The organism is Sodalis sp. RH19, assembly GCF_047324215.1.
Classification (GTDB): Bacteria; Pseudomonadota; Gammaproteobacteria; order Enterobacterales; family Enterobacteriaceae; genus Acerihabitans.
Genome location: NZ_CP178734.1, coordinates 2860439 through 2874336, shown reverse-complemented (window position 1 = coordinate 2874336; position 13898 = coordinate 2860439). Strand labels below are relative to the sequence as shown.

Annotated in this window: 8 protein-coding genes; 5 read left to right on the top strand and 3 right to left on the bottom strand. The window is 58.8% G+C overall.

Annotated features, from left to right (window positions below; genetic code table 11):
• Positions 1-114 precede the first annotated feature (114 nt).
• From ACL2XF_RS13020 to ACL2XF_RS13000, 5 genes are all read left to right on the top strand, one after another.
• The gene (locus tag ACL2XF_RS13020) at positions 115-3585 is read left to right on the top strand and encodes a DNA translocase FtsK 4TM domain-containing protein (RefSeq protein ID WP_413727000.1); all 3471 of its coding nucleotides are present in this window, start codon (positions 115-117) and stop codon (positions 3583-3585) included.
• A gap of 210 nt (positions 3586-3795) precedes the next feature.
• On the top strand, positions 3796-4407 hold the full coding sequence (lolA, locus tag ACL2XF_RS13015; RefSeq protein WP_410015914.1) for an outer membrane lipoprotein chaperone LolA: 612 nt from the start codon (positions 3796-3798) through the stop codon (positions 4405-4407).
• 7 nt (positions 4408-4414) lie between these two features.
• Positions 4415-5758, top strand: a complete 1344-nt coding sequence (locus ACL2XF_RS13010) for a replication-associated recombination protein A (protein ID WP_413728745.1) — start codon at positions 4415-4417, stop codon at positions 5756-5758.
• Positions 5759-5867: 109 nt separating this feature from the next.
• Entirely contained in the window at positions 5868-7160 is a 1293-nt protein-coding gene (gene serS, locus ACL2XF_RS13005) for a serine--tRNA ligase (RefSeq protein ID WP_410015912.1), read from the top strand.
• Positions 7161-7591: 431 nt separating this feature from the next.
• A complete protein-coding gene (locus tag ACL2XF_RS13000; protein ID WP_410015911.1) occupies positions 7592-8737 on the top strand; it encodes an MFS transporter in 1146 nt (381 codons plus the stop codon).
• Positions 8738-10074: 1337 nt separating this feature from the next.
• On the opposite strand, the gene ACL2XF_RS12995 is transcribed toward ACL2XF_RS13000, so the two are convergent.
• From ACL2XF_RS12995 to ACL2XF_RS12985, 3 genes are all read right to left on the bottom strand, one after another.
• Entirely contained in the window at positions 10075-11820 is a 1746-nt protein-coding gene (locus ACL2XF_RS12995; RefSeq protein WP_413722382.1) for an ABC transporter ATP-binding protein/permease, read from the bottom strand.
• Between the two features lie 314 nt (positions 11821-12134).
• Positions 12135-12932, bottom strand: a complete 798-nt coding sequence (gene pflA, locus ACL2XF_RS12990; protein ID WP_413728744.1) for a pyruvate formate lyase 1-activating protein — start codon at positions 12930-12932, stop codon at positions 12135-12137.
• A gap of 690 nt (positions 12933-13622) precedes the next feature.
• Positions 13623-13898 carry a bacteriocin immunity protein gene (locus ACL2XF_RS12985; protein ID WP_413728743.1) on the bottom strand — a complete coding sequence of 92 codons (276 nt, stop codon included), beginning with the start codon at positions 13896-13898 and terminating at the stop codon, positions 13623-13625.

The following is a 13898-nucleotide window of genomic DNA, read 5'->3' as shown; positions in this document are numbered from 1 at the left end:
ATGGTTACACTCCTGTGCATTCATACAGTTTCAGCGCCGGCGGCATGACGGCCGGCGCTGTTATTAAGCTATTATATCGGTTATATCGGCATAGATAACCCTGGAGAGCCTTTCTTGAGCCAGGAATATACAGAAGATAAAGAAGTTGAATTGAAAACGCTCAGCAGCAGTCGCCGGTTACTCGAGGCTGTTCTGATTGTCATGGCGATTTTTGCCCTCTATTTGATGATTTCCCTGGTCAGTTTCAACCCTTCCGACCCCAGTTGGTCGCAAACTGCCTGGCATGGTCCTATCCATAACCTGGGGGGCGGCATCGGCGCCTGGTTTGCCGATACGCTGTTCTTCACCTTCGGCGTGCTGGCCTATGCCCTTCCGCCGCTGATGCTGATTTTCTGCTGGACGTCGTTTCGCCAGCGGGAAGAGCAGGACTATGTGGACTATTTTGCCCTATCGCTGCGGCTGATTGGGACGCTGGCGCTGATCCTGACCTCATGCGGCCTGGCCGCGCTCAATGTCGACGATCTCTATTACTTTGCCTCGGGCGGCGTGATCGGCAGCCTGCTCAGCAACGCCATGCTGCCGTGGTTTAACGGCATCGGCGCCACCCTGACCCTGCTCTGCGTATGGGCGTCCGGCCTGACCCTGTTTACCGGCTGGTCCTGGCTCACCATTGCCGAAAAAATCGGCGGCGTGGTCATGGGTTGCCTGACATTTATGTCGAACCGCTCCCGCCGCGACGAGCGGGACTACGACGACGAGTACGATGACGAAGACCTGGAGGCCGCAGGGGACGACGCGGTCCGCGCCGAAGCGTTGGACGCGCTTGACCCGCTGCTGGCGACCTCCGGCCCTGATGCCGCCGGGACCAAGCCTGATGCCGCTCCCGCGGCTATCGGCACGGTGGCGGGGCCTTCCGCCACGTCCAGCCATCCGGAGCTCGCCGAGCAGACCGGCGACCCGCTGGCCGTCACGCCGCCGGGCGCGGTGTCGCCGCCGGTGGCGGCCCCTGCGGCCGGCCCCGCGCCTGCCGCCGTCTACTCCCAGCAGCCCGCCGCGCCGGCCCCCCAGTCGGCGTCCGCGCAGGCTATCCCGCAATATCGTTTTGAGTTGCCGGACGCACCGTCCGTTCCTCCTTCCCAGGGCGGCTTTCCCGATGAAGACGATGATGGTCCGCAGATGGGCGACTGGCAGCACGACGGTGACGAATCGCACACGCCATACGATTTCAACGTGGCGCAGCGCAGCAGCGGGCAGGTCACTGCTTCCACGCCGCCTTATGACGCCGCCGCGCTGACCTTTATGCCGGCGTTCAGCGCCACCAGCGACGAAAATCCGCAGGTCAAGCAGGGCATCGGTCCTGAATTGCCGCGTCCTAACCGGGTACGCATCCCCACGCGCCGGGAGCTTGCCTCGTTTGGCATCAAGCTGCCGTCGCAGCGCAACGCGACGGCGACGGCGCAGCAACGCCCGCAGGAAGAAGACGCGCTGTCGCAGGCGCCGCAGTCCGAGGAAGAACAAGCCGCCGCCCAGCAGTCGGCGCTGCACCAGGAATTTCTGCAGCAGCAGGAACAACGCTATGGCGCGGCCGGGAACGAGGGCGACGACGAGGAAGAAGACGCCTGGCAGCAACAGCAGCTGGCCGCCGAATTTCAACGCCGGCAGGAGATGCGTTACGTGGCGGACGCCGACGAACGGGCCATGCCGACATCGCCGGTTTCGCCGCCGGCCGGCATTGATGCGCCTGCGGCGTTCGCTCCGCCGCCGCGGGCCGATCGGGTGGATGATACTCTCGCAGCCCGGTTTACGCCCTCCACGCAGCCTGGTCACGAGTTCGGTTCCGGCGCGTCGACCGCGGCCGGGCATGTTCCCGGCGGTTATGACGAGCAGGCTCATTCCCGCGCAGAGGATTATCCGGCCGACGATGAGGACGCGCTGTCGGACGGGCATGTCCAGCCTTCGGCACGGCTAGGGGCAGGCGCCGCGCCGGCGCCATTGCCGTCGCCGGTGGGAGGGCGCGCGGTGGTTCAGCCGGCGGCGCCCGCCATGGACAGCCTGATCCATCCCTTCCTGATGCGTAATGAACAACCGTTGCACAAGCCCACCACGCCGCTGCCGACGCTGGACCTGTTAACGTCGCCGCCGGTGGAGGACGAACCGGTGGATATGTTCGCGCTGGAGCAAACCGCGCGGCTGGTTGAAGCGCGGCTGGCGGACTACCGCGTGAAGGCCGAGGTGGTCGGTATTTCTCCCGGTCCGGTTATTACTCGCTTCGAGCTGGACCTGGCGCCGGGCGTGAAAGCGGCGCGCATTTCCAATCTGTCGCGGGATTTGGCGCGCTCCCTGTCGGCGGTGGCGGTGCGGGTGGTGGAAGTGATCCCCGGCAAACCTTACGTCGGCTTGGAATTGCCGAACAAGCGCCGCCAGACGGTATACCTGCGCGAAGTGCTGGATTGCGATAAATTCCGCGAGACCGTCTCGCCGCTGGCTATCGTGCTGGGCAAGGACATTGCCGGCCAGCCGGTGATTGCCGATCTGGCCAAAATGCCCCATCTGCTGGTGGCCGGTACCACCGGGTCAGGTAAATCGGTGGGGGTCAACGCCATGATCCTCAGCATGCTGTATAAAGCGACGCCGGAAGAGGTGCGCTTTATCATGATTGACCCGAAAATGCTGGAACTGTCGGTGTACGAAGGCATTCCCCACCTGCTGACCGAAGTGGTCACCGACATGAAAGACGCCGCCAATGCCCTGCGCTGGTGCGTGGGCGAGATGGAGCGCCGCTATAAACTGATGTCGGCCCTGGGGGTGCGTAACCTGGCCGGCTATAACGAACGTATTGAACAGGCTATCGCCATGGGCCGGCCGGTGCCGGATCCTTTCTGGAAACCGGGCGACGGCATGGCCGATTCGCCGCCGATGCTGGAAAAACTGCCATATATCGTGGTGTTGGTGGACGAGTTCGCCGACCTGATGATGGCGGTGGGCAAAAAGGTGGAAGAGCTGATTGCGCGTTTGGCCCAGAAAGCCCGCGCCGCCGGCATCCATCTGGTGCTGGCGACCCAGCGGCCGTCGGTTGACGTGATAACCGGCCTGATTAAGGCCAATATCCCGACCCGTATCGCCTTTACCGTGTCCAGTAAAATCGACTCCCGTACCATTCTCGATCAGTCGGGGGCGGAATCATTGCTCGGCATGGGCGATATGCTGTACCTGGCGCCCAACTCTTCCATACCGGTGCGTGTGCACGGCGCCTTTGTGCGCGACCAGGAGGTGCACGCGGTCGTCAGCGACTGGAAGGCCCGTGGCCGGCCGCAGTATATTGACAGCATCACCAGCGCGGGCGAAGAGGGTGAGGCCGGTCCCGGCGGCATGGACAGCGACGAGGAACTGGATCCGTTATTCGATCAGGCGGTGCAGTTCGTGGTCGACAAGCGCCGCGCCTCGATTTCCGGGGTGCAGCGCCAGTTCCGCATCGGCTATAACCGCGCCGCCCGCATCATCGAGCAAATGGAGATCCAGGGCATCGTCAGTTCGCAGGGCCATAACGGCAACCGTGAAGTACTGGCCCCGCCATCGCCGGATTAACGCGCTGGTGCCCATGACAGGCCTGCTTTGGCCGCCAGGGGGGTAACCCCCTGTGCAAAGATGCGTAAAGCGGCAGGTTTTCAGAGGATTGGCCTATGCCTTCCCGTCATTGTTCCGATAAAGTTAAGCCTATCAGGGTGTCGCCTGCCGGCCGGTCTATTTCTTGCCGGCCCGGATGTTGCGCCTTTCATTTTTCAAGGAATGCTTATAATGAATAAAAGGTTATTAGTCGCTTGCCTGCTTAGCGCCGTGGTTGCCGCGCCGGCGCTGGCCGATGATGCCGGCGCGCTGCAAAGCCGCCTGAACCGAGTCAACAGTTTCCATGCCGCATTCACCCAGAAAGTGACCAGCGCGGACGGCGGCGCGGTGCAGGAAGGAGAAGGCGAACTGTGGGTAAAACGGCCGAATCTGTTTAACTGGCATATGACCGCGCCGGATGAGAGCCTGCTGATTTCAGACGGTAAAACGCTGTGGTTTTATAATCCCTTTGTCGAACAGGCCACCGCCACTTGGCTGAAAAACGCCACCGGCAATACGCCGTTTATGCTGATTACCCGCAATAGCCCGGACGACTGGCGGCAATACAACGTCAAGCAAACCAACGATCGGTTTGAGCTGACGCCCAAGACCGCCAGCGGCAACCTGAAGCAATTTACCATCGACGTCAGCGCCAGCGGCACCATCAACAGCTTTACCGCCGTCGAGCAGGACGGGCAGCGCAGCGCCTACCAGCTGAAAAGCCAGAATAACGGCCAGGTGGATGACGCCAAATTCCGTTTTACCCCTCCCAAGGGCGTGACGCTGGACGATCAGCGTCAGTGAGGTAAAAATGAGCAATCTGTCGCTTGATTTTTCCCATAACGAATTCCAGCCGCTGGCCGCGCGCATGCGCCCCAGAACGCTGGAAGAATATGTCGGGCAGCAGCATCTGCTGGCGCCGGGCAAGCCGCTGCCGCGCGCCATCCAGAACGGGCAACTGCACTCCATGATCCTGTGGGGGCCGCCTGGTACCGGAAAAACCACGCTGGCGGAGCTGATTGCGCGTTACGGCAACGCCGATGTGGAGCGTATTTCGGCGGTGACCTCGGGCATCAAGGAAATCCGCGAGGCGATCGAGCGCGCGCGCCACAATCGTGATGCCGGCCGCCGCACCATCTTGTTCGTCGACGAAGTGCATCGCTTTAATAAAAGCCAGCAGGACGCCTTCCTGCCGCATGTGGAAGAGGGCACCATTACCCTGATTGGCGCCACTACGGAAAACCCTTCGTTCGAGCTTAACTCCGCGCTGCTCTCCCGCGCCAAAGTTTACCTGCTGAAGGCGCTTACCGCCGGGGATATCGAACAGGTGCTGGCCCAGGCCATGACCGATACGGAGCGGGGCTATGGCGGCCAGAATATCGTGCTGCCGGACGAGACGCGCCGGGTGCTGGCGGAGTGGGTGAACGGCGATGCACGCCGCGCGCTCAACAGCCTGGAAATGATGGCGGATATGGCGCAAACCGATGCCCAGGGCAACCGGGTGCTTACGCCGCTGCTGCTGAAGGAAATTTCCGGCGAGCGCAACGCCCGTTTTGATAATAAGGGCGATCGTTATTATGATTTGATTTCGGCGCTGCATAAATCGGTGCGCGGTTCCGCGCCGGACGCGGCGCTATATTGGTATGCGCGCATCATCACCGCCGGCGGCGATCCGCTTTACGTGGCGCGCCGCCTGCTGGCCATCGCCTCGGAGGATGTGGGCAATGCCGATCCGCGCGGCATGCAGGTTGCCCTGGCGGCCTGGGATTGTTTTACCCGCGTCGGTCCGGCGGAAGGGGAACGGGCGATTGCCCAGGCGATTGTCTATCTGGCCTGCGCGCCAAAAAGCAACGCGGTTTACACCGCTTTTAAAGCCGCGATGCATGATGCCCGCGAAAACGCCGATTATGATGTGCCAGAGCATCTGCGCAACGCCCCCACCAAGCTGATGAAGGAAATGGGGCTGGGCGCCGAATACCGCTATGCCCATGATGAACCGAACGCCTATGCCGCCGGCGAAGACTATTTTCCCGAGCAGATGGCGCACACCCGCTACTACTATCCAAGCCCGCGTGGACTGGAAGGAAAAATTGGCGAAAAGCTTGCCTGGCTTAGCGCGCAGGATCAAAATAGCCCAACAAAACGCTACCGATAACCAGGCCGTTGCGGTAAGGTTAGCGATAGAAAATCCGTTGCCGCGATAGTCTCTGACGGCGTCGCGAAGTCATATACATCAATCTGATAACAATAAGCACAGGACTAGCATGCTCGATCCCAATCTGCTGCGCAATGAGCTAGACGCAGTTGCCGAGAAACTGGCTCGCAGAAATTTTACCCTGGATGTCGATACGCTGCGTAAACACGAAGAGCGGCGTAAGGTACTGCAGGTCGAAACCGAAACATTGCAGGCCGAGCGTAATTCCCGCTCCAAACTGATCGGCGCGGCGAAAGCCCGTGGCGAGGATATCGAGCCATTGCGCCAGGAAGTCAACGGATTGAGCGATCGCCTCGAGGCGGCCAAATCCGAACTGGATATTTTGCAAGCCGCCATCCGCGACGTGGCGCTGTCGCTGCCTAATATTCCGGACGACCGCGTTCCCTCTGGTAAGGATGAAACCGAAAACGAAGAAATCAGCCGCTGGGGCGAACCGCGCCGCTATGATTTCGACGTGCGCGACCATGTTTCCCTGGGGGAAATGGCCGGCGGGCTGGATTTCGCCGCGGCCGTCAAGTTGACCGGCGCGCGTTTTGTGGTGATGAAAGGGCAGATTGCCCGCCTGCATCGCGCGCTGACGCAATTTATGCTCGATTTGCATACCGAGCAGCACGGCTATCAGGAAAATTATGTTCCTTATCTGGTAAACCACGCATCGCTGTTCGGTACCGGCCAATTGCCGAAATTCGCCGGGGATTTATTCCATACCCAGCCCCTGAGCGAAGAAGCCGACACCAGCGCCTATGCCCTGATCCCCACGGCGGAAGTCCCGCTGACCAACCTGGTGCGCGACGAAATCCTGGAAGAAGACCAACTGCCGCTGAAGATGACGGCCCATACCCCGTGCTTTCGTTCCGAGGCCGGTTCCTACGGCCGCGATACGCGCGGGTTGATCCGTATGCACCAGTTTGACAAAGTCGAGCTGGTCCAGGTGGTGAAACCGGAAGATTCCATGCGCGCGCTGGAGGAACTGACCGGCCATGCGGAGAAGGTGCTGCAACTGCTGAACCTGCCTTACCGCAAGATCCTGCTGTGCACCGGCGACATGGGCTTTGGCTCGAGCAAGACCTACGATCTGGAAGTCTGGCTGCCGGCGCAGAATACCTACCGGGAAATTTCCTCCTGCTCGAATATGGGCGATTTCCAGGCGCGGCGCATGCAGGCGCGCTACCGCGCCAAAGAAGATAAAAAACCACGCCTGGTGCATACCCTGAATGGCTCCGGCCTGGCGGTGGGGCGCACCCTGGTGGCGGTAATGGAAAACTACCAGTTGGCCGACGGGCGCATTGAAATCCCGGCGGCGCTGGCGCCGTATATGAACGGCCTGACCCATATCGGCTAATCACCACTGGCGTTCTCCCTTTAACACGTCAAGTGCAGGTGCGGCGTCAGCGGGCTTACCGCGCCATGGGGCCTCGGTCGGGCGAAAATACCACGCCCGATTCAACCCCATTGGCACGCTCTCCCTTTAACACATCAAGCGCAGGTGCGGCGTCAGCGGGCTTACCGCGTCATGGGGACTCGGTCGGGCGAAAATACCACGCCCGATTCAACCCCATTGGCACGCTCTCCCTTTAACAGGGCAACCCTACGTTCGGTACCCTGATTTTTATCCCGGATGAAGTATGCGATGTTGGCGTCAGCTGCGTCATGGGGCCGCTAATTGCCTGAACACTATCAAAAAATGCTGGCGCTTATTTCGCCTGATTGACTTTTTTTACCGTAGTGGCATGATGCGCCCAATTCCTGCGCGTTGAGTCCGGTTTATTCATCATGTCCGTCTATTCCCGCCCGGTGGTAATGCTACTCACCGGGTTGCTGTCGTTGACCATTTCCATCGCGGTATTAAATACCCTGGTGCCGCTGTGGCTGTCCCACGAAGCCATGCCCACCTGGCAAATCGGGCTGGTCGGCTCCTCCTATTTTAGCGGTAACCTCGTGGGTACCCTGCTGGCGGGAGCATTGATTAAAGCGGTGGGTTTCAACCGCAGTTATCAGTATTCATGCCTGCTGTTTGCCGTCGCGACACTGGGGCTGGGCCTTTCCATCGGTTTTGGCACCTGGGTGCTGTTCCGGTTCGTGGCCGGCATCGCCTGCGCGCTGATCTGGGTGGTGGTGGAAAGTGCCCTGATGCGCAGCGGCACCCCCCATACCCGCGGGCAACTGCTGGCAGCGTATATGATGGTGTATTATATGGGCACGGTGATCGGCCAACTGCTGCTCAGCGGCGTCTCCACCGCATTGATATCGGTATTGCCCTGGGCGACCACGTTGATGATTGCGGCGGTGTTGCCGTTATTGTTCAACCGCATCGAGGGGCAGGGCATGGATGCCCCCCGGATCGCCATCTGGCCGATGCTGCGGCGTCGCAACGCCCGCTTGGGGATCAACGGTTGCATCATCTCGGGCGTGGTGCTGGGGTCGCTGTATGGCCTGCTGCCGCTTTATCTTTCCCATCAGGGGCTCAGCGACGGCAGCGTGGGATACTGGATGGCGCTGCTGGTCAGCGCGGGTATTCTCGGCCAGTGGCCTATCGGCCGGCTGGCGGATCGCTACGGCCGCCTGATGATTTTGCGGGTACAGGTGTTTATGGTCATTATCGGCAGCCTGTCGATGCTCAGCCACGCGGCCATGGCGCCGGCGCTGTTCCTGCTGGGCTGTTCGGGTTTTACCCTTTATCCGGTGGCGATGTCCTGGGCCTGTGAAAAGGTCAGCCCGGATGAGCTGGTGGCGATGAACCAGGCGCTGCTGCTGAGCTATACGGTCGGCAGCCTGCTGGGGCCGAGCGCCACGGCATTACTGATGCAACGCTACTCCGACCGCGTGCTGTTCGTTATGATTGCGCTGGTGGCGCTGGTTTATCTGGCAATGCTGTTGCGCAAACCGGATCATCATCAAACCCCGGTGGCGACGGCCTGAATAAAACAGGGCCCCGGTTGGGGTCTTGCGGTTGCGGTCAACCGGTGCGTTTTGGTCGTGGTAGGCGGTTTGCCGCGGCGGCGGCTGGCGGGGAGGCGTATGTTGCCGCGGAGTGGGTTTCGCTGGGGACTTGCGGGGTGGTGTATGTTATCGCGGCGTGGGTTTCGCTGGGGGCTTGCGGGGCGGTGTAAGTTATCGCGGCGTGGGTTTCGTTTGGGGCTTGTGGGGCGGCGTATGATACGCCGGAGTGGGTTTCGCTTGCCGTGCGTTAGGTGGTTATATGTAGCGCCGGGCGCCGGCAAGCGACAAAGAGGCCGTACCGCGACGGCCTCCTTGACCTCCGCGCGCCCGGCAGGTCGCGCGTCGCTGCGCGATGCCTTCCGCCGCCAATGCCCCCGTAATGCACCGGCCCGGTTAGCGCTCCCGGCGCAACCGGGCCTTTCGCCGCTCCCGGCGGCTCATGCCGGGGTCACAGGCGCCGTCAGCGCGCTTTATGCCGGTCCACATGTCGCTGTTGGCCATGCGTTTTATGAAGTGGCTGCGGCGCTGTTGCTTGGGACAGGATCGGCGTCGGGATAGGATTGACCATTATGGGATGCAATGGGTGTGGCATGCCGCTGGCGCTGCGAAAAGCAGGTCGTACAGAGGTACACTTATCGGTCAGGCAGGCATACATTAAGGCAGCAACGTGTTTATCATTCAATATTAAGCTTTAAGTTTTAACAGTAAGCATTACACTTTCAGTCACCAGTCACCAGTCACCAGCCACCAGCCACCAGCCACCAGCCGCCAGCCTTCACTCAAAAGCCGGTAGTCTCCGACCTAAAATAAATGTGATGTTTTTCCCGGTAAGCGCATAGCGCTAAGTACCCTAACACGTTGTTTTACTTACAGACGATGGTGTTGACGTTGTGCCGGCATAGAGTGCGCCGGCGGCGAGCATCGCGGCGGGATGAGCCGCCGGGAGCGGCGAAAGCTAAGGGCCGCGCCGGGAGCGCGTCCCGTGCGGTCCCAAAGCCGGGATGGGCGCTGTCGGGAACCGCGCAGCGGCGCACGATCTGCCGGACGCCAGGGAGTCCAGAGGGACCGTGCGTACGGTCCCTCTGGTCGCTTGCCGGCGCCAGGCAATACATAGCCCCCTCAAACTAAAGCAAGCGAAAACCTCACCCCTGTGACAAACACCACCTCACCCCCGTGACACACACCACCCCGCCGCCGCGACATCCCCTCACCAGCCCAGCGTTAAACAACCCAACATACCCAATCCCCGAGCGTAGCGCCCCATCAAGGCGGCCGGTGCGCCAACCGACGCAAGGCCCCGGTTTGGGCCCGGTCAATTAGCTGCTCCGCGGCAGCGGACTCAGGTTAAGCACCGCGCTGTCCATATCCTCGCCGCGCTCGAACCGCCAGCACCGGGTATGATAACGGGCAACGCTGTTACGGTGGGCGACGCTTATCAGGGTGATCCCCGGAAGCCGCTCCGTCAGCAGGCGGTACATCAACTGTTCGTTTTCATCATCCAGCGCGCTGGTCGCCTCATCCAGAAACAGGATATCCGGTTTGATCAGCAGCGCGCGGGCAAACGCCAGACGCTGCTGCTCGCCCGGCGATAGCCAGTGGCTCCAGTTGGCCTGCTGGTGCAGCATGGGTTGCAAATGACCCAGACGACACAGGTCCAGCATCGCGCGCATATGATCTTCTGTAAAGTGATCCGGCGCTTCCGGATAACACAGCGCTTCGAGCAGGTTACCGATAGGGATATAGCTGCGCTGCGGTAAAAACAGCACTTTTTTGCCCGCCTGCAGGCTGATATTCCCGGCGCCATACGGCCAGATGCCGGCAATAGCCCGCAGCAGGGTGGACTTGCCGCAGCCGGAGGGGCCGGCGATCAGCACCCGTTCGCCCGGGGCGATGGCTTGCGTGGCGTCGTGGAACAGGACACGACCCGAGGGGATGGTTAAACTCAGCCCGGTCAGCGCCAGGGCGGTATCCGTCGCGTCGTCGCGCGTAATGGCCGTCTTCTGGCTGCTGTGACGCTCCACCGCAGCGTTAAACCCCGCCAACCGGTTAATACAGGCTTTCCAGTTGGCCAACTGATTAAACGCGTCGATAAACCATGACAGCGCGCCCTGTATTTCACCAAACGCCGATGAAATCTGCATCAGCGTGCCAAGCTGGATGGCACCGGAAAAATAACGCGGCGCCGCCACCAGGATCGGGAAAATAATGGCAAACTGACCATAGAAATTGCTGGCCACATTCAGCCGCCGGCTAACGCGCATAATGGACCACCAGTTGGCGCGGATGGCTTCGAACTTGTTGTCCAGCAGGTTCGCTTCCCGGGGTTCGCCCTGGTAAAGGGCAATGGCATCATTATTTTCGCGAATACGAATCAGGCCAAACCGGAAATTAGCCTCAAATTTTTCCTGTTGGAAACCCAAACGCACCAGCGGTCTGCCTACATACCAAATCAGCAGCGATCCCAGCCCGGCATATAATATGGCGAACCACACCATATACCCCGGCACGGTAAACAGATGCCCGCTCAGGGTAAACGACAGCGGTCCGCTCACCGACCATAAAATGGAAATAAAAGAAACAAAAGTCACCACGCTTGAGAGCAAACCCAGGGCCAGCGACAGGGTGCCGCTGGTCAGCGCGTTCAGGTCTTCGGCGATACGCTGATCCGGGTTATCGACCGTCTGCTGTTGCTCGGTATGGTAATAGGCATGATGATGCAGCCATTTCGCCATATATTGCCGCGTCATCCAGCGCCGCCAATACATTTGCAGGCCCTGGGTGAGGTAAATTTTATAGATGGAGATCAGGATAAATAACAATGCCAGCCAAGTGAACCTGATCAGCTGGCTTTTGAACACCGCAAAATTTTTATTTTGCAACGCGTCATAAAATACCCGGTTCCATTCATTGAACAGTACGCTGATATACACCGTGGACAATGAGAGGATAATAATCACCGCCAGCATACCCCAGGCGCGCCATTTTTCCTCGGAACGCCAAAACGGCTTAATCAACTGCCAGATTTCCCGCCAGCCCGCAGCTTTAATGGGTGAAGCTTTCATAGTTAACGTATCGTTTTCAATTGTTCAAAAAGGCAATAATACGGCATAGGCTCCCAGTTCTCTAAAAATAATGAGCCTGTTTAGCACCTAAAGGTGTAACAACTCCTGTCGTGAAAAAAGAAGACCTTACACAGCCCGGTTATACCAGGCGTCTTATGCGGGATATCACCGGCGCCGCGAAACGGCGTGGCCCGGAGCGATACCGGAACAAGAGGGGCGGGGGCGGGACTTGGGCTGAATGACCGGGTATCATCCCGGCCGGCCGTGAATGCGTGGTCGATCATATCCCCCGGGGGCAATGGGGGACATCATGGTCAGTACATCACTTTATGGCCATAGCCGGCCAGGATATTCTTCACGCGTTCCATGATTTCCGTAGAGGGCGGCTTAACGCCGTCGAGCTTGTACTCTTCACCCATGGCAATCCATTTATGCTTACCCAGCTCATGGTAGGGCAGCAGCTCGATTTTTTCGATATTGGCCATGTCCTTGGTGAACTCGCCCAGCATATGCACGGATTTATCGTCGTCCGACCATCCCGGCACCACCACATAACGGAGCCAGGTACGCTTGTTGATTTTTTGCAGGTAGCGCGCAAAATCCAGCGTGCGGTGGTTGGACACCCCAACCAGGTTTTGATGTATATCGTCGTTCATTTCCTTGATATCCAGCATGACCAGGTCGGTGACGTCCAGCAGTTCGTCAATGACCGGATCGTAGCGCCGGACATAGCCATTGGTATCCAGGCAGGTGGTAATGCCTTCGGCATGGCAGGCGCGAAACCAGTCGCGCACAAATTCCGCCTGCAGTATGGCTTCACCGCCGGACGCGGTAACGCCGCCGCCGGACGCGTTCATGAAATGACGGTAGGTCACCGTTTCCTTCATGATTTCTTCAACCGTGATTTCCTTGCCGCCATGGGTATCCCAGGTGTCGCGGTTATGACAGTAGAGACAGCGCATCAGGCAGCCCTGGAAAAAAATGATGAAACGGATGCCGGGGCCGTCGACGGTACCACAGGATTCAAACGAATGGATGCGTCCTATACGTGGTGTAACTGTCTCGGCCACGGCGGAGGAATCAGTTTTAAAACAGGTTGTTACATTATTCATAGAGTGCCAACTAGTGCTAAAGGATGCTGATTGGTGGACATGATATGAACACTCCATTAAGCAGGGTGAGTAACTCCGCAGCGGGTAAGCAGCCAGGCGCAAATTCCCTTAGGCCCTCGGTTGCCGTGCCGTGGAAAGTCCCAAAATAAATATCAGTAGAATTATATTACCTCTATTCATTATACAATGCGTGGCTGATGTGTGCCAAATACCTGCAACGTCAGGTCGTTCGTTGCATCAGGCTTCGTTGTGGGGAATGTTAACCAATCATCGTCAGGCCGAAAACAGAGCCTGATTGTTCCTGTTGGCGCTAGGGGGCACTCATAGCGAAACGGGGGAGTAGGGCGTTTTTCATCCGCTATTGATATGGGCATCAATTGGGCAATCAAAAGCCGCATGACGTGAGCTTGTCCTTAAGGGTTTTATGAGCAATTGAGGGTGACATTATCCGTGGATGATTTGGCTTGCTGGATCGCTGTGTCAGTCTGCGGATAGTGGTTTTCCACTGCGTCGCGCTGCTGATTTTAAACACAGGGAAACGACCTTGCCCGCTGGCTTGCCCTTAAACACGCGAATCGGCGTTTTCTCAGCCATTTTACGGGCATTACATGCTTACGTCATCTGATAACGATTATCTCGATAGTAACCGGGACTTGATTATTAAGGTCGACAGGTATTAAACTTAACATGCTATGCTTGTTTGAAACCTGGCTTACCGTTTTTAGCCCGCCATTCTTTCACTTCCTGGAGAACACCTCGCGGGCTGTCTTCCCTACCGGCATCCGGATAATAGATTACATCTGAGCCATAGGGGTGTTCGGTGATTTTTTTAAAATGTAAAATCATCCGATCATTTAGAGCAGAATACTCATCGCCTTCAAGTCCCGATGTATTATTAAAAAATTGCCCCAGGAACTCTAAAAATTCTTGTTCGGTATAATCTTCATAATTTTCTTTGAGTAACAT